This is a genomic window from Natronorubrum texcoconense (assembly GCF_900100335.1).
GTDB lineage: Archaea > Halobacteriota > Halobacteria > Halobacteriales > Natrialbaceae > Natronorubrum > Natronorubrum texcoconense.
This window is the reverse complement of sequence record NZ_FNFE01000001.1, coordinates 411,941-436,067: the sequence shown is the minus strand read 5'-3', so window position 1 is coordinate 436,067 and position 24,127 is coordinate 411,941. Positions and strand designations below refer to the sequence as shown.

Below are 24,127 nucleotides of genomic sequence, written 5' to 3'. Positions count from 1 at the left end.
CGAGATTTCGTGCATAGAGTCAAAACTTCGCTGGATCAATTTAATCTAAGTTGACAGATCACTGTGGCCCTATATCATCGTATTCGGTACTGTCTTCGGATGGACCCAGCGCTGCTGCCTCGTCTTCATCGAGAGCATCCTCGATCGCTCCCAATAACTCACTGAACCCGATTTCATCAGGATCTGCAAACGATGGATCACCGGTATTCGGCGGTGCACCTGTTTGCATCGGCATGAGCCCGGGCATGATAATCACAATCTCGAGAGAGGTGTCGAACTCGATCGGTTCGACCTCGCCGATTTTCCGCTCGTTACCGTTTCCAAGATCGATCTCGACATCCATTCGATCGCGAACGTACGTCGTACTCTCGCCGTCGGCCGGATCACCCGCCGTTGAACTAACCTCGAATCGAGAGTACTCGCCCTCGAGATCGAGATTGTAGCTGTTGAGTTGCAAGACGTACAGCGCCGGTGGCCACGGAATCAGCGGCAGCCCAGGTGTCGGAAGCCGCTGGTTGTATTCGGCTCCGAGCGCCGCGTGTTCGCCGGCGACGTCGTTATCCATCACCGTAGAGCCCGGCGGACGAACCGACGGCACTTCAGTATCGTCGACCGTCTCGAGATCCATGTACGTCGGCGACCCGGAGACTTCGAACTCCATCTCCTCCATGAGCTCAGAGCCCTCGAGATGGCCGCTCCGCTCCTCGACGTCGCCGGCGAAGATATCCTGAATGAACCCGAGAGAGTCGTCGAGTGCCCCATCACCGCTGGACATCGCGTCGTCGACGTCCTCGACCGTCTCCTCGTGGAACTCGGCCATCTCCGCCATTCGATCGGTGAGTATGTCGAAGTAGGCCTGCCGAACCTCCATTCGAATCAGGTCCGGTACGTTGTCGTACGACCCCGTCGACATGGTCTCGTCTTCGAACGCTGCGACGTTTTCTTCCAACTCCCTGAACGGAGAGTCGCCACGCAGGAAGTCGACTCGTTCAGCTGTAACCGGCTCAACGTCTTTCTTGACGAGCGCGTTTATCTCGTAGAGGTCGTCTTTCAGCCACGTCTCGAGTTCGTCCGTGTCGAGATCGGATCCGCCCTCGAGATCACTGAAGTCGTAGCTCGTCAAACTGGCACCGTTGATCGAGCTTTCGATCGTGCTCTCGACCTCGTCCTCGGGAGAGTCGTCGGAATCCGGAATGTGTGTGACCGATATCGAATCGTTGATTTCGGCTTGGATCTGGTCTTCGAGATCGTCTCCCGAATCGAGCGAGCCGACGTTGAGCAACGCCTCGAGTGAATCGACGACGACGGGTTCGAAGTTATCGGGGTCCGAAAGTCCGGCAATAGCGCCACGGTCGTCGTACCCCTCTCCCGCTTCGAAATCGTCGTGGATCCGACTCTCGGGAACCTCGAGATCGTCCACGAGATCGGCGTCGATATCGACACTGAGCGAGACCGTTTGCGTTTCTGGGGATCGGGGGATGTATATCGTGTCACTCCCGTTTTCCGTGCTATTTTCGAAGACCGATCGCTCCCGATACTCGAACTCGACGTCGATGTCGAGACTGTGGATATCACGATCGGAGTACTCGCCCTGAGTAGTTTGCCAGTCTTGGGACAACGAAACGTCGACGTCCTCGAGTCCACCGGAACTGTACTCCGAATACTCGTACGAGTAGTTCTCCGGTGCCCCGCTCCGATCCGTCGGAAGCGACCAGGACGACGTACTCGTCGTTCGCTCGACGTCGACATCGTATATCCTATCGATATACTCGTCCTCCATGGAACTCCCGGGGAAGCTCTCGTCGTACCCGATCGGCGACTCGCTGCCGTCGATCTCGCCAGGGTTCATTTCGCCGGGAAGTTCGCCCAGTTCGTCGGTCAGCAAGTCGACACCGATCAGCTCGTAGTATGCGATATCCGCCATATCGTTCGGCGTGACCTCCTCTTCCGCAGTCAGCGGATCCATATCGCCGAACATGGTATCGATGATCTCGGCTAACGACGGCGCATCGGGGAGGTCACCGTCTTTGTCACCGAAGATATAGTCCCGGTAGTCATCACAGATGCTCTCCTGGATATCTGGATCGTCGAGGTGATCGAATATCCCCGCGTCCGCTTCGAGCTCGTCGAGCGCCGCGTCATCTTCCGGCGTAAGTATCACGGAACGTGATAGGTCGACCTCGACCATCTCCGAGTAGTCCTCGTAGCCCTCGGCGAAGATCTCGAGGGTGAACTCCGTCTGTCCGTCGTCGAGGGCGAACGATCCGTCGACGCCCTCCTCGTAGACGAGTCCGTCGTCCGTCCAGAGGTGGACATCAGCGTCTTCGATCGGCTCCCCCGTCGGACTGTAGATATCGATCGAACGGTCCGTCGACTGGGTGAGACTGACCGTCGTCCGGTTGTCCGTCTCGTCGAACTCCACACTCTGCTCGAGGCGCTCGTGATCGTCTTTCACGACCACGACGTCGTACCACCCCGGCTCGTCCAGTTCGAACGAGACGTCGCCGGAGGCGTCCGTCGTTCCCCGGTTCTCTCCGTCAACTGAGACGGTTGCACCGCTTCCCGTTGAGACAGAGACCGCCGCCCCGAACGACTCGTCTTCGTCGTCATCGTCGCCGACCATCTCGTCGATCATGTCTGCGGCGAAACACGCCCACGCAGGACGCATCACGCGGTCGGCGTACGGATCGACGGCATCGTCGCCGAACACCTCTTTCTGGACGCCGAAGATGGCGTCGTTCGCCATGACTTCCGTGTGATCGTGTTTGAGGATTTCGTCGAACGTCCATGGATTCCGTTCATCCCCGGTACCTGAATCCAGGCGATTGATAACCGACTTGAAGTACGCCATCGGGTAGAGACGCACGGCCGTCTTGTGAGCGAAATTGTCGAGATCGGACGGACTTCCTTCGAAGAAGCCCTCATTGAGGCTCTCGTTGAACTCCTGGGTCTTCTCCTGTAGCTCGAAGATCGGCGTGCCGACGGTGACGGTAAGTTCCTCGAGCGTCCGCTCGCTGATGACTCGATCGTCGTCCTCGAGCGTGATCGTCACCTCCTCGAGCGCGACCTCGATCGAACCGGTATCGGGGTGGGCGATGTCGACGCTGTCGTCGGCATCGCCGACCGCGGTGTTGGGATTGGCTGAGAGGCCGTCGATGGACACTGTCGTTTCGGCGTCGCCGATCGTCTGGCCCGCGTTCGGTAGCGCCTGTTCCGCACGCAGATGGATCAGCAGTTTGAGATACGTCTCGAACACGTCGTCCGGATCGCCGTCGAGAGCCTCCAACTCGGACGTCGTCACCGGCTGGGCTGCAGCCTGGTGGGTTGCGTCGACGACCGCACCGCGGAGTTCGTTCTGGGCTGCCGATTCGGTCTGTTCCATCGCGAGCGTCTGATCGACGTTCGTTTCGGGCGTATCGCGCGACTCGAGTACGCCCACGATCATGATGCTGCTGACGAGCATCAGAACGCCGATGATCGCGAACGGCACTCGTGCTCGGTCGTCGATCGAGATGGTGTGCGGTCGGTGTCGTGTCATGGGTTCCACGTATAAACGGTCAGTTCGACGGTTCCCGGCGAGACTGTCTCGTCGAAGTACGCTTCCAGTTCGTTCTCGTCATCACCGATCTCGTCGAGGTAATCGCCGGTCTGGCCCGACTCGAGATCGTCGGCGATCAGGCCGGCGAGACCGTCGACCAGTTCCTCGTTGGCGTCGTCGGCCCGTGCCTCGGATCGAGCCAACGGGGCCTCGTCCCGGTCGAGATCGGCCCCGACGATCTCGGACATCTGAAGGTAGTGCGTGGACTTGAGGGCCCGATCGAGGTTCTGGCGCTCGAGGGCCAGTTGCGATCGCTCGGTGGGGAAGTAGCCCTCGACGATCGACTCCGCTATCAGTTCGGCGGCCTCGTCGGCACCCTCGTTGGCGTAGGCGTCGGCCAACGCGCCGTCGTCGACGGTTGGCATGCCGCTGTCTGCTGTCATCGTGACGGCACTGATGTCGTCGGTCACCGGCGGTTGGCTACCGACGGTGGTGTTGCCGTGGATCGACGCCTCGTCGTAGGGCTGCCAGGTAGCGGTGACGTAGACCTGGTGATTGGCCCCGACGAGGCGGCTCTCGACGTGTGCGGCGACGCTCTCGCCGAACGAGTCGGCGTACAGAACCAACTGCTCTCCGCCGAATTTCGCGTTCACGACCGCCGCTTCGGCGATCGTGCCGACCGCCGGGCCGTACGTCGTTCGCTCGTAGCTCTCGATCCCCTCGGGTTCGTCGTAGTGACTGCTGTTCGTCACGTTCTCGACGTCGTAGACGACCGAGACGGTCGACCCGCTTATGGTTTCGGCGGTGTGATCGGCTCGATCGACCTCGAGATCGTCCTCGTCGTCGGTGAGGTAGAGCCCGATCACGAGCACGCTCGCCGTGATCAACAACAGCGCCAGCGCGATGTCGAGGACGGTACTGACGGCGCGGTCGTCGGTCACCGGCTCGGTGCTGACGACTCGGTCGGCTCTCACGGTGACCACACCTCGACGTGGAGGGTTCCACCGCGGACGTCACCGGCGACGTCGGTCTCGACGGGGATGGGGCGCTCGCTGACCTGCGTTTCGATCTCGGAGCCGTCCTCGGGTGGGCCTTCCTGTGGGGACGCTCTCGTCCCGTCGGAGTCGAAATGTAAGTCGTCGACGACACGTTCGTGGCCGTCATCGTCGATTATGGTCACCTCGACGTAGACGTTCTGTCCCTGTGGCAACGACGCCATCTCGATGTCGGAGAGATCAGTGCCGCGGTCGGACGAGTAGACGCCGTCGTGAGAGATATCGTCCCAGATCAGATCGATCGCGACGTCGTCGGAGGTTCGATCGGTGCGGTCCGTGAGCACGTCGGTGACGAACCCGCCGTAGAGGACGATCGCCAGCCCCAGAACGATGACGGCGACCAGTGCCGCGAGCGGCTCCGTCTGGCCCTTAGACGACGACGAGTGTAACATGGTAGTCCTCCGTCTCGTCGTCACGATCGATCCAGTTCAGTTCGTCTACGCGCTCCTCGGAGTCCGTACCGAGCGGACAGAGATGCGCATCGTCCGACGAGGAATCGAGCGTTGCGCTGCACGAGGTCCCGTCGAATTCGGCAGTGACGGTGAGTGGATAGTCACCGACCCAGACGTCCTCGTCTTCCCCACGATATTCGTAATCCAGATGTACATATTGCGTACTGGTTCCTCTATGAGTCCACTCCCGCTCCGTCTCGTAGAGCGGGTTGAGTTCGTCTTCCGGGTCGGTCTCGTCCTCACAGTCGCTCAGCCAGCAGCGTGCTGAGTCGACCCAGTCCGAAAACGTATCCGCGACTTCGCTCCAGAACGAACTGGAACCGTCGTACTCCTCCTCTACGATCGACGTTCCGGTGACAGTGTAGTGGACGTCAGTACTTTCGTCACCGAATCCCGAAAATGAAGCGTCGATCGTTCGAGGAACGGTGTACTCGTCGGTGATGATGTCGACGGTCTGGTGGTCGGTGGCTTCGACGTGAATATCACGGACCTCGTTGGGCTCTACGGCGACCTGCCGAACGGTTAGTTCCTCTGACGCAGTGAGCCACTCGCCGCTGTTGTCCTCCTCGGCAGCAGCGAGGCGATCCATGAACACCGTCGCTGCGTCTTCGTGCGGATCGTCGATTTCGTCCTCGAACTCCGCCTCGAACGTCTCGCCGTAGACGAGTCGCTCGAGCCGATCGTCGCCGTTGACGACGACGACCTGCTCGTACCTGAGACTCGAGCGATCCGTTCCCTCCTCGTTTCGCAGTTCGATGGTTGTCCCGTCGATCTTGATCTCGTCGGCATCGTAGCCGTAGGTCGAGGCGGCCTCGTAGGAACTGCCGGACGTCTCCTCGATTGCGTTCGCCGTTCCATCGGCGTCCGGCGGTGGCGCCGTCGGGAGCCCGAGCACGATGCCAGCCATCGCAAAACTGACGATGGCGACTGCTACCCACACGTACCAGGCGTCGGCGGGGGCCTCCCAGTCCATGTCCACTGTGGCCGCGTGTTAGTATTTAAACTTCAGATGTGAGAACGAAATCAGTTGGGTCGACCTCGCCGAGATGGAATCCTCGCTCGAGTCGCCCACTTTCGTTATGTGGTTCAAGCACGAACGTTCAGCCAATGCACTCCGGGAAGGCACTCGCCGACGCGACCCTCGAGACGCTCCCGGTTATCGTCGGTGTGATCGATAGCGACGGGGAAATCCTGCTGACCAACCAGTCCTGGCGCGAGTTCGGTCCCGACGAGTACCGGGAGGACCACGTCGGCGTCAACTACATCGCAACCGCCCGGATGGGTGACGACGAACACGCCAGACGCGCTGTGGAGGGGATCGAGACCGTTATCGCGGGCGAACAGGAGACGTTCGCGATGGAGTATCCGTGTCACACTCCCGAACGAAAGCAGTGGTTCATGATGCGAGCCAATCGGTTCACCGCCGACGGTGAGGTTCGCGCCTCCGTCGTCCACCTCGAGATCACCGAGCGAAAACTGGCCGAGATCGCCGCCGAAGAAACCGCGGCGGAACTCCGCGAAGAGCACCGCGCGCTCGAGCATCTCCTCGAGCGAATCGACGGACTCCTCCGTGACGTGACTGATGCCGTCCTCGGTGCGACGACGCGCGACGAAGTCGAACGGCGGGTCTGTTCGTGTCTCACCGACACCGATCCGTACGGCCTCGCCTGGATCGGGCGGGCCGACATCGCGAACAGTCGGCTCTCACTGCACGAGTGGTCCCACGACGGCGACGTCCCGCTCGAGGACGACGACCTCTGTCTCGAGTCGGACGAGGACCATCCGGCCGTTCGGGCGCTCGAAACGGGAGAGTTGCAGGTGATTCAAAACCTCGAGACGGTCGACGGCGCGTCTCGCTGGTGGCCCGCGGGCGTCGAACGGGTCCAGTCGCTCGCCGCACTCCCCCTTACCTACGGCGACATCACCTACGGCGTGCTCGTGCTGTTCGCGACGGAGCCTGACGCCTTCACGGAACGGGAGCGGCTCGTCCTCGACTCGCTCGCCGGGACGATCGCAACCGCGATGAACGCGATCGAGACCCAGCAGATGCTCACCACCGATACGGTCGTCGAACTCGAGATCGCAATCGAGGATTCCTCGCTGTTCGTCGCGGCGCTCGCGGCCGAACTCGAAGCGACGATCACCTATCGTGGGTTGACCTACGACGGGGACGGGACGCCGCTCGCGTTCTACCACGTCGACCGCGCCGTCGACGACGTCCCGCCGGCGACGGCGTTCGACGGAGTAACCGACTGTACGATCCTGTCGACGTACGACGAGGGGACGCTTCTCGAAATCGCCGTCGACGACACGATCGTAACGACGTTCTCGGGACACGGCGCCGATATTCGCCGATTCGACGCCAGCGGTGCGGTCGGCCAGATGGCACACCGAACGGGGGCGAACGTTCCCGTCGTCGATCTCACTATCGACGTTCCGAACGGCCAGTCCGCTCGGTCGGTGTACGACCTGCTCGAGGAGCGCGCCGAAAGCGTCGAACTGCTCAGCTACCGCGAGACGGATCGGCCGCCGCGGTCACGACAGGACGTGACAGCGCGGCTGGAATCGTCGCTCACCGATCGCCAGTTCACGGCCCTCCGGAAGGCTTACTACGCGGACTACTTCGAGTGGCCGCGGAACGTCTCGGGCGAGGATCTGGCGGAGTCGATGGACATCTCCCGATCCACGTTTCACCAGCATCTCCGATCGGCACAGCGAAAGCTCCTCGACGAACTATTCGACGGGGACCCGCTTAGTAAGGGCTAATCGTTTTATATACTACTGTCGTACCGTTTACACCCCACAGCCGTCAGTTGGGCACGAGGAGAGAATGCAACAGGAACACATCGACGTAGGCAAGGCGATACAGCGGCGGACCGGGAAAACGTTCTATCTCGCGACGAGATTCCTTCCGAAACGGGTTCGCCACGCCACGCACGTTCTCTACGCGTTCTTTCGGATCGCCGACGAGGTCGTCGATGACGCGAACGGCAGCCCGCCCGAAGAACAGCGCGCCGAACTCGAGCGTCTCCGTGCCCAGGCACTCGGCGAGACCGAACCCGACGGCCCCGTGCTCGAGGCGTTCGGCGAACTTCGCCGCGAGTACGACATCTCGGACGCCGAAATCAACTCCTTCGTCGATGCGATGCAGTCGGATATCGACACCGACCGCTACGAGAGCTACGCCGACCTCGAGTCGTACATGCGAGGGTCGGCGTCCGCGGTCGGCGTGATGATGACCGCGATCATGGAGCCCGAGGACCGGGAAGCCGCGCTCCCGCACGCCGTCAAACTCGGCGAGGCGTTCCAGATGACGAACTTCCTGCGGGACGTCCGCGAAGACGTCCTCGAGCGCGATCGGATCTACCTCCCCCAGGAGACGCTCGACTCCCACGGCGTTTCGACCGCACAGATCGAGCGACTCGAGTACTCGGACTCGTTCGCCGCTGCGATGGCTGCCGAACTCAAGCGAACGGAGGATCTATATCGGGAGGGCGTTGCGGGAATCCGGTATCTCCCCGACGACTGCCAGCTTCCCGTGTTGCTCGCGGCCGTTCTCTACGCGGAACACCACACCGTCATTCGCTCGCAGAACTACGACGTCCTCAGCCGAGACCCCGCGCTATCGTCGACTCGAAAGCTGTGGTGTCTCGCGAAGACCCGCTGGCACTGGCATTGGAACCGCGATCCGGAGGCCGTCTTCCGGCGTGTCTCCGCCGTCCCCGCCCTCGAGACCGATCGGCACGACTCCGGTCACGGCGGTCACGTTCCAACGCAGTGACGCCGTCGCGCGGCTGCTTATTAACCCCCACTATATTGTGGATTTCCTGTTGTGAGCCCTCGGAGCGTAGTCGATCTCGTATGTCCACCAGCGATCCACACGACCCGCTCGCTATCGATCGCCGAAACGCCCGTACCGCCGCGGTCGGACTCGGCGTCTGGTTGACGATCACGTTCGTCGTCGTGATGCTTTTGCTCTTGTTCGGCAGTACGTTGACCAGTATCTTCGTGTAGAGCGCTCCCGAAGGAGCGCCATCACTCCGAGACGTCCTCTTCGCCCAGTGCTTCGGTTTCGGCGACGACGAACTTCGCCAACGTCTGCTTCGAATGCGTTTCGACGAGGTGGTCCTCCAGGTTTTGGTTCCGCGTTAGCTCGTCGTGACAGAGCGGACATTCGATCGGTGCGATAGTCGCCATACATCCATCAGTAGCGACACGAGCAAAAGCTTGGAGCAAGCATGTTCGTCCCCGAGGAATCGGTCGTGTGATCGAGTTGATGCACCAGCCGTCGAAGCGTTCGAAAGCACAAACCAGCGATCAGGAATCCCGACTCTCGACGCCGCTCGAAGGAAGCGAACGGCGAATCATCTCGCGGTCGTACCGATCCGTCCGGAACAGACCGAGACAGAACAGCCCGGCGACGCCGGCGGCCAGCCAGTTGCCGTAGAGGAGGTTGATCGTCCCCCAGAGCAGGACGAAACTCACCAGATCGTCGAGAATGAACTCGCAGTTTCGCACCCGCTCGAGCAGCGACGCGCGCTCGAAGGCGAGGTCAACGAGGACGACGGCGACGGTACCCGAGAGCAGCCAGCCGACGTAGTTCGAGACGGGGACGCCGTAGTAGACGCCCGGGGGGACGAACGTCCAGAAGCCGATGGCGACGGCGGCGGGATCGAGCACGAGGTCGATCGCGACGACGGCCGCGATGGCCGCCGGGATCCTGACGAGCGGGTTCGCACTCCAGTCCTCGAGGACGAGCAGCGTGAGCAGGTAGGCGTTCAGCACCAGCGGGATGAAGAAGAGCGGCAGCGCCAGCGGCACCTCCCCCAACAGCATCGGTCCGAGCTGGATGGTGTACTCGAACGCGCCGTAGGGCCAGTCGGTTCGCACGCCGACGATCTCGATCGCGTACGTGTACGCCGTCAGCAGGCCCAGACAACCGAGCGCCCACCAGCCGATACGCGGCAGCAGACCGACGACCAGCGGCGAGCGCATCACCATCGTCCCGAAGAGGATCAACAGCGGGTTGTACGCCAACGGCTCCGGCAGTAACCCCTCCGCGCTGGCGACCAGCGTCACCGCGCCGACGAACGGAAAGACGACCGCGATCGTGAATCGATTCTCGCGGATGATGGTCTCGAGCCGTCGCTGAACGGTTGCGCGAGTGCCGTCGGACTGCGTCACGTTCGGTGTGTCCATTCAGACCAGCCTCCAGAGTCCGCCCATCGTCAGGAGCGCGCCGACGACCGTGTTGATCGCCGGGAACCACCAGTAGGCCCGATCGACGGCGACGCTCGAGGTGACGAGCGCCGCGATGAGTGTGGGGTAAACCAGCATGAGCGCGCCGAGGCGGACGTCGAGCGCGGCGAACGCGAGCGCGCTCGCGAACCAGCACGCGCCGCAGTAAGCGTAGGTCCGCGACTCGCCGAGCACCGTCGCCGTCGTCCGAATGCCGGTCTCGCGGTCGGGGTCAATATCGGGAATCGCGGAAAAGGTGTGCATCCCCATCGCCCACAGCCAGCCGCCGAGGACGGCGAGCAGCGGTGGTTGGGCCCCCGCGACGGCCGCGTAGGCCGCCGCGCCCGGCGCGATGTAGAGCCCGTTCGAGACCGAGTCGAGGATCGGCGTCGTCTTGAACCGAACCGGCGGCGCGCTGTAGGCCGCCCCGAGGACGAGAAAGACCGTGAGCCAGGGCCAGGCCGCCCGGGACAGGAACGGGACGAGCGCCAGCCCCAGCAGGACGCAGCCGACGACCGCGGCCGGAACGAATCGTTGACCCCGATACCGTGTCTCCTTTTCGTCCTTCTTCGGATTCGCAACGTCGATCTCGCGGTCGTAAACGTCGTTGATCCCGTAGAGGAAGACGTTCGCCGGCACGAGGAAGTAGGCGAACAGCGCGACCGCGGCTGGTGCGAACAGGTCGTCGACCGAACTCGCGGCGTACGCGACGCCGACGAGCACCGGTCCCGCCAAATAGAGCCAGAACCGGGGCCTCGAGAGCGTCAGCAAGTACGATAGCTCACCCGCGAGACCGTCACCGTTCGCGGACGTCGATCCCATCGTCATAGGAAGCTGGCCGACGGTTCGGTCACTGTTCTACCGGTTGTCCGTAGTCCTCGAGTACCTTCTCCGCGGTCAGTTCGCCGCTGATGAGACACATCGGGACGCCGATCCCCGGCGTGGTGTCGCCGCCGACGAAGTAGAGTCCGTCGACGCCCTTCGCGCGATGGGGCGGCCGGAAGAGGGAAGTCTGGCGGAGCGTGTGGGCTAATCCCAGCGCCGTCCCGTCGTAGCTGTTGTATCGATCCGCGAAATCCCGCACGCAGAACTGCTCCTCGAAGACGATCCGATCGCGAAGCTCCTCCCCGGTGTTTGTGGCGATATCCGTGAGTATCTTCTCGCGATAGGCGTCGCGAATCTCTGGCGTGTCCTCGAGTCCCGGCGCGATCGGGACGAGGACGAACAGGGCGCTGTGGCCGTCGGGAGCGACCGTCTCGTCGGTTTCGGAGGGGACACAGCAGTAGTAGGCGGGTTCGTCCGGCCACTGCGGATCCTCGAAGATCTGGTCGAAGTGCTCCTGCCAGTCCGTCGGGAGGACCAGCGTGTGGTGGGCCAGTTCCTCGACCTCGCCCTCGACGCCGAGGTAGAGCAAGAACGCGGAGGGAGCGTACGTCCGCGACTCCCAGTAGTCGGCGTCGTAGCCCCGTCGCTCGGCCGGGAGCAGTTCCTGCTCGGTGTGGGCGTAGCTGGCGTTGCTGACCACCAGATCGGGCCGGAGCGGCCCTTGGGACGTCTCGACGAGAAACGCGCCTTCCCGGCCCTTGATCGCCGTCGCCGGTCGGTCGGTGTCGTACGTGACGCCCAGTTCGCTCCCCAGGTCCGCAATTGCGTCGATGACGCCGCCGATGCCGCCCTCTGGGTACCAGACGCCGAGGTTGAAATCGACGTGGCTCATCAGGTTGTAGAGCGCCGGCGTGTTCGTCGGCGAGCCGCCGAGGAACACCAGCGTGTACTGCATGATCTGCTGGAGTTTCGGGTGTTCGAAGTAGTTCTCGACGTGGCCCTGCATCGATCCCAGCAGGGAGAGCCCGCGAGCCTGCCGAGCCACGTCGAGGTCGACGTAGTCTCGCAGTCGCGTTCGATCCTCGTAGACGAAGTGTTCCATTCCCACTTCGTAGTTCTCCCGCGATTTGTCGAGATAGCGCTCGAGCGCCTCGCCCGCACCCGTCTCGTACTCCTCGAAGACGGCCTTCGTTCGCTCGAGGTCGGGCGTGACGTCGACCTGATCTCCGTCCTTGAAGAAAATTCGGTAGTGCGGATCGAGATGAGTCAGTTCGTAGTAGTCCGACGGCGTCCGGTCGAACTCGGCGAAAAAGCGCTCGAAGACGTCGGGCATGAGGTACCAGGATGGACCCATGTCGAACCGGAAGCCATCCTCCTCGAGTCGACTCGCGCGGCCGCCGAGCTGTTCGTTTTTCTCGATGACGTGGACGTCGGCACCCCGATCGGCGAGGTAGCAGGCCGTCGAGAGCCCGCCGACGCCGGCCCCGATCACGACGACGGACTCGTCGGCCAGCGATTGCATATATCACCGTGACTGTCGGCGCGGTCATAAACGTACGCCATACCTACGTAGGGGGCCGCTAGATCGAGTCTCGGCAGTGAACGCGAGCCATCGCACGAGCGCGGGAGATGCCCCTCTACAGAGAACGGCAGTCATCGCCGATGGATTCCTGTGTCGGCCACCCGTACGGCCCGTATGAACGGAACGACAGCGGTCGTCACCGGTGGAACCCGCGGGATCGGACGCGCCGTCGCCGAGGCGTTCGTCGACGAGGGTGCGACGGTCGTCGTCGGCGCTCGAGACGGCGACGACGTGACGGAAACGGTCGACGCGCTCGAGGAGCGACTCGAGTCGTCCGAGAGCACGGACGCCGCCGCGGCAGGGCTCCGGACCGACGTTCGCGACGAGTACGACCTCGAGCGACTCGTCGAGACCGGTTCGCGGACCGGTTCGTCGGCTGGTATCGACGTCCTCGTTCCCGCAGCGGGCGTCTATCACGGCAATCCGGGGAGTACGCCGACCGACCGCGAGTCGTACTCGGCGTTCGACGACCACTGGCGGATCAACGCCCGCGGCGTCTTCGGAGCGATTCTCGAGGCGCTCCCCCACCTGAACGCCGGCGCTCGCGTGCTCGTCCCGACGGGAGCGGTCGCTCGCGAAGCCAAATCGGGCTACGGTTCGTACGCGATATCGAAGGCGACAGCGGAGGCGGTGGCTCGAGGGTTCGCCGCTGACACCGAGTACACCGTCGGCTGTCTGGATCTCGGACAGGTCGCGACGGCGCTCTCGGGCGGCCAGGGACGCGATCCGGACTCGATCGCCGGGATGTTCGTCTGGGCGGCGACCGACGCCGAATCGGACGCGATCGACGGAACAGTGGTCGACCTTCGAACGTGGAAGCAGGCGACGCGGTGAATTACTATCGCAGCTATCGGTTTATCCGTCCGAACGACAGGCGAGGCTCGAACGGATTAGACTCGCCGCAGAAGCCGTCTCGCTGGGAATGATCGGCAGTATCGATTCGAACGGTCGAACGCCGTCGCTCGGTATCGAGGAGTGCGCGGAGAAATCTCGTTTAGTGGTCGCTACCGAGGTTCAATCGATGTGGCCTTCACGACGCAGTTGATCTGCGTCCTGGCTGGTGTAGCGCCACTCGATCGTCGCTTTCTCGTCCTGCCAGTCCCAGGGTTCGGCGACGACGATGTCGTCTTGTTCGATCCAGGTACGGTACTTCATGCGACCTGGGATGCGGCCGAGTCGTTCCTCGCCGTCTTCACACCGAAGTTGGACGTGATTGCCACCAAGGTGTTCGGTTACGACGGCGAATACTTCATCGCTGTTGGGCATGCGGAGGTTCCGACGCCCGGATTCTTCTGTCACACCCGTACTACGTACGGCGGACGTTTAAAACATTGGAGAGCCGTGGTAACATCTAACTCAATGGTAACCGTCCGGTCGGATAACCTGTGCGGATAGTATCACTTCAAGGCGGGAAACAGCGCTACAGCTCTCGGTCCGAGTCCGGATTCTCGAGTTCCCAGAGCACCTCCGGCAGGAACGCCTCGAGATTGTCGATGACGCTCCTGTCACTGACATTTAGTCCTTCGCAGTGCTCGTGGGCCGAGTCCCGAATGTCGACGTGGAGGTCGCCGTCCTCGAGCCAGACGCCGAGCGGGAAGACGGAGCATCTGGTCGGTTTCCAGTCCTCCTCGAGATGCAGCGAGCAGAGTCCGTCCTCGCGGAGGAAGGCACAGGCGCAGCCGTCGTCTGCGACGTGGTCCTCTCGATCCTTCTGTTCGCGGGTGACGAACTTTTCGCCGCGAAAGTCGGTCGTGGTCTCGGCGAGGTTCGCTCGCTGGGCTAACTCGAGCAGATCCCGGTCGTAGAGCAAGACCCCGTGTTGGCAACACCAGGTACACTCTTCGACGCATTCGAAGGTGAGGTCGGGATCGAACTCGACGACGACCTCTCGGTCGGGGTAGACTTCGACGCGTCGCGTCGCATCAGCGCTCACATCGGCTCGGAGGGGGTGCACGCGGAAGTGTGTTTCTGCTCGCAGACGGTACGCGTCAGCGGGGAGCGTGGCGAACGGCGATGAGGTGCGTCACTCGATCTCGAGTGCGCCGTACATAAAGCCCGCGTGGGGCGAACAGTAGTACGGCTGCGTGCCGGTTTCCTCGGCGTCCCACTCGAACGTATCACCCTCGCTGGCGATCGTCGCGTCGAACTCGTCGCCGCCGCCGCTTCGCTGGTCGATCGAGTCGCTCGAGGGTCCCCCTACTCGTCAGACACACCGTCCACGACCGTGTTTCGAAGCGTCCCGACACCATCGTAGGTGATTTCGACGGTGTCACCGGGTTCGACCAGTCCGGGATTGGCGGGGCTCCCGAAGGCAACCACGTCGCCGGGCCGGAAGGTGAATCGTCGCGAGAGATACGAGATAATCTCGTGGGGGTCGAACAGCATCAGTTCGGTGTTGGCCTCCTGTCGGCGCTCGCCGGCGACGTCGGTCCACATGTCGATTCCCGTCGGATCGACCGCGGTTTCGATCCACGGCCCGAGCGGACCGGAGCCGTCGAACGCCTTGCGAGCGGTTCGGCCCTGTTGATCGAGCGCGTCCATATCGTTCATGATCGTGTAGCCGCGCACGACGTCCGACACCTCGTCTGCCGAGAGGTTGTGGCAGGGGTCGTCGATGATCGCCGCGAGTTCGCCGGCGTAGGTGAGTTCGTCAGTAAAGCTGGGGTAAGGGATCGGATCCCGGTGGCCCAGCACCGACGCCGGCGGCTTGATGAAGAAGTCGGGTTCGTCGGGCCGTTCGTACTCCATCTGATCGAGCGTCGCCGCGTAGTTCCGACCGACGCAGTACAGCGCCGAGGGTTCGCAGGGCGGCAGGAACGTCCCGTCGACGCCGACTTCGTACACGCCGTCCTCACCGTGAACGACGCCGTCCTCGTACTGGCCACTGACCGGTCCGTCGTCCGTCGCGATCCGCGCGAGTTTCATTACCGGCGGTCTCGAGTCCAGAACAGTAGTGATATCGGTTCGATCCCGTTCCGGTCGAATCGAGCGACGGTCTCGAGATGGATCGGTCCATCGCCCCATCTCGTCGTCGATCACGTCGACTGACGAACACAAGCACATGTAAGTCCGGCGTATACCATCGTCGCTCGGTAACGGGGGAGTATGTGCGCCAACTTCACGGTCGACGACGAGGGGAAGCCGGTCGTCAACACGAACGGAACGGAGATCGGCGTCGTTCAGGACGTCGACGCGGGTGTCGCGTACGTCGAGCCCGGACCCGAGATGGCCGACTCGATCAAATCGCGACTCCGGCGGGATCGAGCAGTCGCCGACGGGATGGAGAACTATCAACTCGGCGAGGAGTACGTCGACGAGGTTACGGCGGACGAAATCCGACTCCAACGGTTCTGATTCGACTCCAATTGTTCTGATCCGGCTGCGCCCCCGGTCTCACCGGAGTAATTCCTCAACGTTTTGATACCGGATGTTCGCCCACGCCTCCGCGGGCAGGTCGAACCGGTCGAACAGCTCGAACTGTGGCACTTCCTGATCCGGCGCGAGGAAGTCCGTTCCGAACACCAACTGCTCGTGGTGGTCCTCGAGAAACCCCTGCGCGTACGCCTCGTCGCGCGTGAGCGCGTTCCAGCCCGAACCGGCGGAGACGTCGCCGTAGACGTTGTCGTATTCGGACAACAGTTCGGGGACGCGCCCGCCCGGTTCGATCGGTCCCGTCGGGTAGTCGCCTCGGTCCTCCCGGCTCACGTCCGCGGAGATGTGGGCCCACCACGCGTGGGCGTGGGCGACGAAGTCGACCGACGGGAACGAAGCCAGCACGTCCTCGAGTCGCGGCAGCCCGACCTCGTCCATCATCGCTTTCTCGTCGGTGTGAAAGAGAACCGGCAAGTCGTGGTCGGCACACAGCTCGTAGAGCCGCTCGAGTCGCGGATCGTCGATCGGGAGCCCGGCTTTGAGCTCGCCGAAGCCGCGCGCGCCGCGGTCGACGTAGCGCTCGAGCAGCTCCGTCACGGCCCCGAAATCCGCCTCGTAGACCAGCGTTCGGGGGTCGACCGTACAGAAGGGGAGCAGGCGGTCCGGATACGCCTCGACCTGCTCGAGGACCCACCAGCTCGGCGCCTGGACGGGATAGCTCTCGGGCGAATCGAGCGCCTGAACGACCGCGTGATCGATGCCGTGGGCGTCCATCCACGCCACCAGTTCGTCGGCGCTCAACGGATCCCGATCGAGCGTTTGCTCGGGTATCAGGTGCGTGTGCGCGTCGATCAGGGGCAGGTCCGCAGCGGAGTCGTCCCGCGTCGTGTCGACTCGAGGGGGCGTCTCGTCGTCGCCCGACTCGGTCCTGCGGCCCGTCCCGCCTGCCGACGACTGGCCGACTCCGACGACGCCAGCGATACCGACGAGACCGGCACCGTTCCCGAGAACGCGTCGCCGCGTCGTCAAACTCCGCGGGTGTCCCGCCTCTCGATCTCGAGTGTCGGTCATGCGCCCACCTCCCACGGTCCCGGTGAAAACAGTGGGGGAACCAGTTGTGCGTCCGACCGATTCGCGGCGTGGTTCTCGCTCAGTCCTCGAGGACGAGGTAGGTCCGCGCGCCGCGGTGTTCGAGCGAGACGAACTCTGTGTCGACGTTCGACTCGACGAACTCCTCGATTCCGGCGGCGTGCAGGTCGGTGACGTCGATACGGCGCCGTTCCGGCTCTGGCTCGAGTGTCGTTGCCGTGTCGGTGCTATCGGTCTGCTCGGTTCGGTCCTCACTCCGGTCGACGATCAGTGCCATACCAGTCAATGAGACGGATAGTACGTTAATCCGATCCACCCGGAGTGAAAGTGAAAGTACAGGACAGCGAACGTGTGCCGTAGAAACTCGAGCGTCACGACCAGAACGAGTCTTAGTCAGGTCGCGCTATCCGATCCGTTTGATCTCGACCGGATGCGGGCCGTCGTCGGTCTCGAGCGTGACCTCGTCGACGATCGCCTCCCGCGCGCGTTTCTGCCATGCTTCGACCGCCTCACCGTGTCGCCTTCGAACGCGATCCGTTTCGCTCGGATCGACGTCCTCGAGTTCGGTCTCGAGCGTGGGATAGTCGTCGACGACGTCGTCGGCGATGACGACTTGCGGGGCGACGTGGACGGCACCGGTCAGTTCGGTGTCGTCGAGGTGGTACACGTGAATACGCGCCCGCATACGGCCGTGAAACGGCGGCGTCACGCGGAGCACGGCCTCGCCCGGGTTCTCCCGGGTGTACGCGTAGGCGTCGGCAGCGTCCGCCGGCGAGAGCGCGAGCGAACGGATCGCCGTCGGATCGTCGTCTTCCTCCCCAGCCATAGTCGGGATGTTCGCCTCGAGACGGGTTAACGTTTCGAGCCGAGAAGGGACACCGTGCTCACCGCGACGGTCGGAACACCGTCGCTCGGACGTCGGTCGAGACGCCGTACGTCGCGTCCGCGACCGAGCCGGGTAGGGTCTCGTCGCGCTCCTCGTAGTGTGCCCGAAGCGAGGCGGAGACGGCCTCCCGAACGCAGGCGCGCGTCGCCGCGCCGACGTCGGTGCCGCTGCCGGAGAACTCGACGCGTTCGCCCGTCGGGTCGTGGCCGACGACGATGGCGTCCGTCGTCGTACCCGGAAACCCGGTCTCGGCGAGCAACGTCGCCGCCTTCGCCTCCGCGGCGACGGCGATCAGGTTCGCCAGCGCGCCGGGTGCGAGCGCCCGCGTCGTCCCGGCGATCACGTTGACCGTTCCGGGTCCCGGGTGGGAGCGCGAGTCCGAACGAGAGTCGTCGCTCACCGACTGCTCGTCGGGATCCATCGGCAACGCGGCCGGGTTCGAGATGCCGGCGGTCGCGTAGGCCGTGACGGGACCGTACCGGGCTCCGCGGGCGTCCGCCTGATCGACCCCGGTGAGCAGAACCGGGCCATCGCTGGCGTGAGAAAATTCCGCCCGCTCGAGGCGCTCGTCGACGTACGCTCCGAGGTCCGTCCGATCCCACCCCTCGGGTACCGAGACGTTGTACGCGCAGTCGGCCGTCCGTCGGCCGCCGTTCCAACCGGTCGAGAGCCACTCCGTTCCGGGCCGGCGTACCCGGAGGACGCCGTCGCGGCGGAACGCACCGTACGCTGGATCGGACTCTGTCATTCGGACCTCGTCCCCTCGTCGATGTCGTCGCCCCCGTCGGTGCCGTAGCCCTCGTCAGCCTCGAGCACCCCGAGCGCCGCGAGCAGTCCGTCGTTTCGCTCTCGGTCCTTGACGGCGACGCGGACGTGCGAGTCGATACCCCTGAAAGTCCTCGCGTCCCGGATGGCGACACCGTTCTCACGAGCGGACGCGATCACGTCGTCGACGCTGCGGTCGCCGACGTCACACAGCAGGTACGGTGCGTCCGACGGCACGACGTCGAACCGCCGCTTGAGCGCCTCGTGCATCCGCTCGCGCTCGCGTTCGACGCGTTCGCGCGTCTCGCGGACGAACGCATCCTGGCGAAGACAGTGCGCACCGACGCGTGCGGCCGGCGTGCCGAGCGACCACGCGCGACGGGCCGTCTCGAGTGCGTCTCGCCGCTCACCTGTCGCGACCGCGAATCCCGCTCGCAGTCCCGGCAGCCCGAACAGTTTGGTTAACGAACGGGCGACGATCACGTGCTCGGCCTCGAGTCGGGCCGCAGACGGCAGATCCGTAAAGCCGAGAAACGCCTCGTCGACCAACAGCGTCGTTTCCGCCTCGCCACAGCGGGCCGCAAACGCCGCCAGCGCGTCCGGATCGGTCGCCTCGCCGGTAGGGTTGTTCGGCGTACAGACCACCGCGAACTGGCAGTCCTCGAGAAGCCCGTCGTCCACTGCCAGTAGCTCGTCGTGTGGAACGAATCGAGGTGACGCCCCCTGTAAACGCACTTCGCGAGCGTACTCGCCGAAACTCGGGTACGGAATCAGCGCCTCGTCGTCGGGCTCGAGCGAACACTCCATCGCCAGCCGAATCGCAGCTAGCCCGCCAGGAGTGGGGATTACTCGCTCCGGCTCGCAGCCGACGAACGCGGCCGCGGCGGTCCGGAAGTCGTGATAGTCGTCGTCGGGGTACCTGCGAGACGCCTCGAGTGCGCGTTCGTACACCGCTTCGACGCCGTCGGGCGTGTACGGGTTGGTATTTGCCGAGAAGTCGAGGACGTCCCGGTCGGTCTCGCCGCCGTGGGGGACGCGGTCCCCGGTTCGTATCGACTCAGGGTGCACGATCATCCTCCGGGGTCGAGTTCGCGGGTTCGTTGGTGTTTCCGTTTTCGCTCCCGCTCCCGCCGTCGTCTTCGATTCCGAGACGGCCGCAGACCGTTTCGAACCGATCCAGCACCGACTCCATCCGCTCGTCTGGGACGAGCGAGAGCGCGCCGCCCATCGCGACGCCCTCTTTCGCCACGCCGGCGCAGTAGCGCTTCATGGAGACGTGGTCGCGTGCGTCGAATCCGGGGTCGGTGACGGTCAACTGGCAGTTCAACCGGTAGCAGGCCTCGCCGAGCTGGTCGCCCTGCTCGCGCTCGACGAACGAGGTAGTCGCGATCGAGAACGGTGCGTCGACGCCGGCGTGGCGTAAGACGGTCGCGACGGCCACCATCTGCGTGCCGCCGGCGAGGGTGACGTCGATACCCGACTCGAGCGCGCCGGCGGCGATCCCCGCGACGGTCGCCTGTACGGGATCGCCGACGGCACGGATCGCCTCGAGCGGGCGGCCGTCGAAGCTCCCGGCCGAAGCGTCGCTCGCGGCGAGGGCTTCGTCGACGACCTGCCGTTTACGCTCGATGGGGTTTTTCGGGAGCGAGGAGGAGACGCCGGCCGGTTCGCCGAGCGCGGTGAGGACGCCGAGCGCCGTCGTCGTCCCGCCGGGGACCGTCTCGCCGATCAGGAGTTCGTCGTCGGGCAGGCTCGCGCCGTAGGCGTGGGCGCGGTCGAAGATCGCCCGTGTGTCGGGGACGGCGACGGGGTCGCGGATGTCCGCTCCCGGTTCGACGCCGAGGTCGACCGTGGGTGCGCCAGTCGGCTGTGCGAGGCCAGCGTCGACGACCGAGACGTCGAAGTCGATCACCTCGCGGACGGCCCGCGTCACCGCCGCCGGCGTCGGACAGCCGTTCGGACTCACCGGCGTGACGGGGGCCATCGTCGGCTCGCCGTACGCGAGAATCTCGACGTCTGCAGAGGGCGTGTGTTCCATCAGGTCCGGGGACGCTCCGGCGGCGCTGATACCGTCGATCAGCGCGGTCTCGGTCGTGCCGGCGGGGAGGATCACGCGCATGTTATCGCCCCTCCGCGCCGAGACGCGGTAGTTCGTTCGCCGCGAGACGAGCGTCTTCGAGTCGGTTCACGTTGATCGCGAGTCGTGGGTCGTAGTATACGTCTGTCATGGTCTGGGGATCGGATGCGTCGCCGACGACGTTGACCCCGGTCGGCGCGAGGTGGGTTTCGGGCTCGAGCGTCGAGTCGACGCTCGCGCCGAGCCGGCGTTTGAGCGCGACGGGGACGCAGACGGTCCGCGAGGCGTCGTACTCGCCGTGAGTCGTGAGAATTCGGTCGATAACGGGAGCCTCGAGTAACGGAAGGTCCGCGGCGACGGTCAGCACTGGTGACGAGATGGCGGGTCGATCGAGGAGGGCCATCAGATCGGCCACGTAGCCGTCGCCGGCCGTCTCGAGGGTGGTCACGGTCGGAGTTTCGCCGTCGCCACGCTCGAGGTGGGCGCGGCTCTCCGGGGCGTTCGGCGAGACGGCCGCGTAGATCGAGTTCACGCCGCTTGCCTCGAGCGCCGCCAGCACCCGGTCGACCATCGCGACGCCGTCGATCGGGTGGAGCGGTTTTTCGTGGACGCTCTCGAGTCGCGTCCCCCTCCCGCCGCACATCACGATAGCGTCCACGCGATCACCCCCAAGTGGACGCCGGCGAGGCGGCCGATCTCGTTGGCCGCACCGAAGACGTCGCCGTTGATGCCGCCGAGGTAGCGGGTCGCCCAGTACCAGGGGAGGGCAACCCCGGCAACGGCTCCCGAGAGCGCGACTGCAGCGACCGGGTGGGGCCAGGAAAGGAGGGCTGCCGGGAGGGCGACGCCGGCGGGTGCGACGAACGATGTTGGGACGGCCGCGGTCGTAAACTGCCGTCCCATACCGTCGTGGCTCGCGTGACCGAAACACGCCATCGCCGCCATCCCGAGTTTCGTCCCGACTTCGGCAGCGATCGCGACGGCGACCGCGAGGAAGACGGGGAGTCCGGCGAGTCCGAGACCGGCGAGGGCGAGCCCCGCCACGGTGATTGCCACCGCGAGAACCGCACCGACGCCCGTCGTCGTATCCTTCAGGACTTCGCGGCGGCGGTCGGCGTCGCCGTGGACGACGAGCGCGTCGCCGAGATCCGCCACGCCGTCGAGATGATGGACCCCCATTACGGCGTACACGGCAAGTAGATAGCCGAAAGCGACGGTCGGCGCGGCTAGCGTCTCGGTCGCCAGTAACGGAATTGCTGCGATCGCGCCCGCGACGAATCCGACAACGGGGAACGCCACCGGCCGCGTGCGAAACGCCTCCCAGTCACCGTCTCGGTGGCCGACTGGTAGCCGCGTCAGGAATCCGAGCCCACCGCGGACGGCGGCGAGCCAGCTCATCGACTCGCCTCCCCAGGCCACGTAAACGCCTCGAAAACGACGTTAGACCCGGTCTCGAGAACCGCGGTAGGAGCCGTCGCACCTACCTGCGTTCCCTCGAGCGACGTCACGGTGATCGCTACCCCCGCGGCGAGAGCGATAGCGACGAGCACCGACACGACGGCGGCCAGCCCGACCACGGAGACGGCTCGGTCGCCGTCGGCGACGGTCGGCAGATCGGCGGCGGTGTTCAGATCGTAGACGCCCGGTTTGGTGAGTCGAACCGAGAGCACGCAGGCGAGCGTCGCCATGGGCCACCCCGAGTTGGGCGACGGTGGATTACGCGCCCACTCGCGTGCGCGAAGCACTGCGAACGGGTCGGCTCCGGCAACGGCGATCGCGATCGCGGCGATTCGGGCGGGAAGCCACATTACGAGATCGTCGAGTCGGGCGCTGGCGGTGCCGTGGGGTTTCGAGGGATAGCCGAGCATCGAGTCCAGTGTGTTGACGCCCTTGACCCACGCCGCGGCCGCCGCGGCCGCCGGCAGCGAAATCGGGGCGAGCAGGGCGAACGGAAGCAACGTCGCGACCAGTCCGTCTGCGAGGTTCTCGCCGGCGCTCTCGACGGCTGCACTGCGGATTTCGGCGGGCGAGAGCGTCGAGGTATCACGACCGACGAGGCCCCGGACCCGATCGCGGGCCGTTTCGAGGCCGTCGTCGGTATCGTCAGTCGTTCCGCCGGCACCGGCAGTCGTTTCATCGATGCCGGATGCGTCGCTCCCGTCGGTACGGAACTCGTCGCCGACGTCGGTTGCTACCACGACCGTCTGTGTCAACTCGAGCAGCGAGCGCAGGCTCGTGCTCAGAAAGAGCACGAGGCCGGCGACGATCGCACCCGCGAGCGGAGACGCTACACTCGCTAGCACGACGAATCCACCCGCGACGACGGCCGGAATCAGCGGTGCAAACAGGGCGATCCCGACACCGGCCAGTCGCTGGCCACCGTCAGTATCGGCCCACTCCCTATCGAGCGCGCCGACCAGACGGCCGAACCAGGCCACCGGATGGAGCGCGTTCGGAGGCTCACCGATCAGCAGATCCAAGCTGAACGCCAGTCCGAACAGTGCGATCGTCGTTAGTATCACGATCGTCCCTCCCGGGGCTCAGCGAGGTGGCGCGCTCCGCTCAGACCCCCACCATCCCGTCGCGCGGTCATGACTTCTCCGACTCCGCGAGCGTCGCCAGCCGGGACGGGATCGTCTCGAGCGGGTGTTCCTCGAGTAACAGTGCCGTCCCGCCGACTGCCTCGACACCGCCGTCGGTCCGAGAGTCGTCGCCGACGTGGACGAGTCGGTCCGAGTCGACCTCGAGCTGGGCAGCGGTGAGCTCGAAGATCTCGGGGGCGGGTTTGCGCCAGCCACAGCCGACGCTCGTCACGATGGCGTCGAACTCGTCGCGGTCGAACGCGGATCGGACGAGCGTTCGACCGACCAGTTCCGGAACGCTGCAGTTCGAGCAGATCGCGACGGGACCCCGCTCGCTGGCGGCGTCGACGGCCGCTCTGGCGCCGTCTCTGGTCTCGACGTCGGGATCGAATGCGGCGACGACCGCCCGTCGGACCGCGTTGTGCTCGTAGCTGACCCCTCGGCTCGCGAGCGCGTGCGAGACGTGAGCGGGTAACGGCACCTCCGCACCCTCGGGCGCGTCGACGTGTGGCTCGGCGTAGGCGTCGGCCCAGTCGTCCGGTACGTCGACGTCTCGCTTCTCGAGTTCAGTCGCGACGGCTGCGGCTGGATCGGACGGTCTGTCGGCGGTCACGAGCGTCCCGAAGAGGTCGAACGATACTTCCACGTACGTGTGACTAGCACAAA

At 64.5% G+C, this 24,127-nt stretch carries 27 protein-coding genes; 5 read left to right on the top strand and 22 right to left on the bottom strand.

Going from position 1 to position 24,127, the window contains the following annotated elements; genetic code table 11:
• Window positions 1-58: 58 nt before the first annotated feature.
• The 4 genes from BLT08_RS02070 to BLT08_RS02055 are packed head-to-tail and all read right to left on the bottom strand — an operon-like array spanning window position 59 to window position 6,018.
• Window positions 59-3,538, bottom strand: coding sequence for a DUF7286 family protein (locus BLT08_RS02070; RefSeq protein WP_090303125.1), 3,480 nt, complete (start codon window positions 3,536-3,538; stop codon window positions 59-61).
• Window positions 3,535-4,512 carry a DUF7284 family protein gene (locus BLT08_RS02065; protein WP_245724132.1) on the bottom strand — a complete coding sequence of 326 codons (978 nt, stop codon included), beginning with the start codon at window positions 4,510-4,512 and terminating at the stop codon, window positions 3,535-3,537. Before BLT08_RS02065 ends, BLT08_RS02070 begins: the two co-directional genes overlap by 4 nt.
• Window positions 4,509-4,985: a DUF7285 family protein gene (locus BLT08_RS02060; RefSeq protein WP_090303123.1), complete on the bottom strand. Its 477-nt coding sequence runs from the start codon at window positions 4,983-4,985 to the stop codon at window positions 4,509-4,511. The genes BLT08_RS02065 and BLT08_RS02060 overlap by 4 nt, the downstream gene beginning before the upstream one ends.
• Window positions 4,963-6,018 carry a DUF7283 family protein gene (locus BLT08_RS02055; protein WP_090303122.1) on the bottom strand — a complete coding sequence of 352 codons (1,056 nt, stop codon included), beginning with the start codon at window positions 6,016-6,018 and terminating at the stop codon, window positions 4,963-4,965. Before BLT08_RS02055 ends, BLT08_RS02060 begins: the two co-directional genes overlap by 23 nt.
• Window positions 6,019-6,152: 134 nt before the next feature.
• On the opposite strand from BLT08_RS02055, the gene BLT08_RS02050 reads away from it, so the two are divergent.
• The 3 genes from BLT08_RS02050 (at window position 6,153) to BLT08_RS22820 (ending at window position 9,059) form a co-directional block, all read left to right on the top strand.
• Window positions 6,153-7,811 (top strand): bacterio-opsin activator domain-containing protein, encoded by a 1,659-nt coding sequence (locus BLT08_RS02050; protein ID WP_090303121.1) that lies wholly within the window; start codon window positions 6,153-6,155, stop codon window positions 7,809-7,811.
• Window positions 7,812-7,875: 64 nt separating this feature from the next.
• Window positions 7,876-8,826, top strand: a complete 951-nt coding sequence (locus BLT08_RS02045) for a phytoene/squalene synthase family protein (RefSeq protein ID WP_090303120.1) — start codon at window positions 7,876-7,878, stop codon at window positions 8,824-8,826.
• Between the two features lie 80 nt (window positions 8,827-8,906).
• Window positions 8,907-9,059: a hypothetical protein gene (locus tag BLT08_RS22820; RefSeq protein ID WP_175529214.1), complete on the top strand. Its 153-nt coding sequence runs from the start codon at window positions 8,907-8,909 to the stop codon at window positions 9,057-9,059.
• 21 nt (window positions 9,060-9,080) lie between these two features.
• Here the strand turns inward: BLT08_RS22820 and BLT08_RS22815 are convergent, their stop codons facing one another.
• The 4 genes from BLT08_RS22815 to BLT08_RS02030 all read right to left on the bottom strand — a co-directional run bounded on the left by BLT08_RS22815 (window position 9,081) and on the right by BLT08_RS02030 (window position 12,630).
• A complete protein-coding gene (locus tag BLT08_RS22815; protein ID WP_175529213.1) occupies window positions 9,081-9,242 on the bottom strand; it encodes a hypothetical protein in 162 nt (53 codons plus the stop codon).
• 120 nt (window positions 9,243-9,362) lie between these two features.
• A complete protein-coding gene (gene cruF, locus BLT08_RS02040; RefSeq protein WP_090303119.1) occupies window positions 9,363-10,244 on the bottom strand; it encodes a bisanhydrobacterioruberin hydratase in 882 nt (293 codons plus the stop codon).
• Window positions 10,245-11,111, bottom strand: a complete 867-nt coding sequence (locus tag BLT08_RS02035) for a prenyltransferase (protein WP_090303118.1) — start codon at window positions 11,109-11,111, stop codon at window positions 10,245-10,247.
• 22 nt (window positions 11,112-11,133) lie between these two features.
• Complete coding sequence (locus BLT08_RS02030) at window positions 11,134-12,630, bottom strand: phytoene desaturase family protein (protein WP_090303117.1); 1,497 nt, start codon at window positions 12,628-12,630, stop codon at window positions 11,134-11,136.
• 174 nt (window positions 12,631-12,804) lie between these two features.
• Between BLT08_RS02030 and BLT08_RS02025 the strand changes: the two genes are divergently transcribed.
• Window positions 12,805-13,524: an SDR family NAD(P)-dependent oxidoreductase gene (locus BLT08_RS02025; protein ID WP_090303116.1), complete on the top strand. Its 720-nt coding sequence runs from the start codon at window positions 12,805-12,807 to the stop codon at window positions 13,522-13,524.
• Between the two features lie 180 nt (window positions 13,525-13,704).
• Here the strand turns inward: BLT08_RS02025 and BLT08_RS02020 are convergent, their stop codons facing one another.
• The 4 genes from BLT08_RS02020 to BLT08_RS02005 form a co-directional block, all read right to left on the bottom strand.
• The gene (locus BLT08_RS02020) at window positions 13,705-13,989 is read right to left on the bottom strand and encodes a translation initiation factor eIF-1A (RefSeq protein ID WP_076609512.1); all 285 of its coding nucleotides are present in this window, start codon (window positions 13,987-13,989) and stop codon (window positions 13,705-13,707) included.
• A 121-nt stretch (window positions 13,990-14,110) separates the two neighbouring features.
• Window positions 14,111-14,623: a hypothetical protein gene (locus tag BLT08_RS02015; RefSeq protein ID WP_090303115.1), complete on the bottom strand. Its 513-nt coding sequence runs from the start codon at window positions 14,621-14,623 to the stop codon at window positions 14,111-14,113.
• A 90-nt stretch (window positions 14,624-14,713) separates the two neighbouring features.
• Window positions 14,714-14,824, bottom strand: a complete 111-nt coding sequence (locus BLT08_RS02010) for a cupredoxin domain-containing protein (protein WP_245724161.1) — start codon at window positions 14,822-14,824, stop codon at window positions 14,714-14,716.
• 62 nt (window positions 14,825-14,886) lie between these two features.
• Window positions 14,887-15,615: a fumarylacetoacetate hydrolase family protein gene (locus BLT08_RS02005; protein WP_090303907.1), complete on the bottom strand. Its 729-nt coding sequence runs from the start codon at window positions 15,613-15,615 to the stop codon at window positions 14,887-14,889.
• A gap of 180 nt (window positions 15,616-15,795) precedes the next feature.
• Here BLT08_RS02005 and BLT08_RS02000 point away from each other — a divergent pair, with 180 nt between their 5' ends.
• Complete coding sequence (locus BLT08_RS02000; protein WP_090303114.1) at window positions 15,796-16,044, top strand: hypothetical protein; 249 nt, start codon at window positions 15,796-15,798, stop codon at window positions 16,042-16,044.
• A 39-nt stretch (window positions 16,045-16,083) separates the two neighbouring features.
• On the opposite strand, the gene BLT08_RS01995 is transcribed toward BLT08_RS02000, so the two are convergent.
• The 10 genes from BLT08_RS01995 to BLT08_RS01945 all read right to left on the bottom strand — a co-directional run bounded on the left by BLT08_RS01995 (window position 16,084) and on the right by BLT08_RS01945 (window position 24,107).
• Entirely contained in the window at window positions 16,084-17,133 is a 1,050-nt protein-coding gene (locus BLT08_RS01995; RefSeq protein WP_175529212.1) for an amidohydrolase family protein, read from the bottom strand.
• A gap of 79 nt (window positions 17,134-17,212) precedes the next feature.
• Window positions 17,213-17,428 (bottom strand): hypothetical protein, encoded by a 216-nt coding sequence (locus BLT08_RS01985; protein ID WP_090303112.1) that lies wholly within the window; start codon window positions 17,426-17,428, stop codon window positions 17,213-17,215.
• A gap of 126 nt (window positions 17,429-17,554) precedes the next feature.
• Window positions 17,555-17,977 (bottom strand): DUF8009 family protein, encoded by a 423-nt coding sequence (locus tag BLT08_RS01980; RefSeq protein ID WP_090303111.1) that lies wholly within the window; start codon window positions 17,975-17,977, stop codon window positions 17,555-17,557.
• Between the two features lie 58 nt (window positions 17,978-18,035).
• Window positions 18,036-18,785 (bottom strand): adenosylcobinamide amidohydrolase, encoded by a 750-nt coding sequence (locus tag BLT08_RS01975; RefSeq protein WP_090303110.1) that lies wholly within the window; start codon window positions 18,783-18,785, stop codon window positions 18,036-18,038.
• A complete protein-coding gene (gene cobD / locus BLT08_RS01970) occupies window positions 18,782-19,876 on the bottom strand; it encodes a threonine-phosphate decarboxylase CobD (RefSeq protein WP_090303109.1) in 1,095 nt (364 codons plus the stop codon). The genes BLT08_RS01975 and cobD overlap by 4 nt, the downstream gene beginning before the upstream one ends.
• Complete coding sequence (cobT, locus tag BLT08_RS01965) at window positions 19,860-20,921, bottom strand: nicotinate mononucleotide-dependent phosphoribosyltransferase CobT (protein ID WP_090303108.1); 1,062 nt, start codon at window positions 20,919-20,921, stop codon at window positions 19,860-19,862. The genes cobD and cobT overlap by 17 nt, the downstream gene beginning before the upstream one ends.
• A gap of 1 nt (window position 20,922) precedes the next feature.
• A complete protein-coding gene (locus BLT08_RS01960) occupies window positions 20,923-21,522 on the bottom strand; it encodes an NTP transferase domain-containing protein (RefSeq protein ID WP_090303906.1) in 600 nt (199 codons plus the stop codon).
• Entirely contained in the window at window positions 21,522-22,277 is a 756-nt protein-coding gene (cobS, locus tag BLT08_RS01955; RefSeq protein ID WP_090303905.1) for an adenosylcobinamide-GDP ribazoletransferase, read from the bottom strand. Before cobS ends, BLT08_RS01960 begins: the two co-directional genes overlap by 1 nt.
• The gene (locus BLT08_RS01950) at window positions 22,274-23,401 is read right to left on the bottom strand and encodes a CobD/CbiB family cobalamin biosynthesis protein (RefSeq protein ID WP_245724131.1); all 1,128 of its coding nucleotides are present in this window, start codon (window positions 23,399-23,401) and stop codon (window positions 22,274-22,276) included. Before BLT08_RS01950 ends, cobS begins: the two co-directional genes overlap by 4 nt.
• Window positions 23,402-23,468: 67 nt before the next feature.
• A complete protein-coding gene (locus BLT08_RS01945; protein ID WP_090303107.1) occupies window positions 23,469-24,107 on the bottom strand; it encodes an HAD family hydrolase in 639 nt (212 codons plus the stop codon).
• Between the last annotated feature and the right edge of the window lie 20 nt (window positions 24,108-24,127).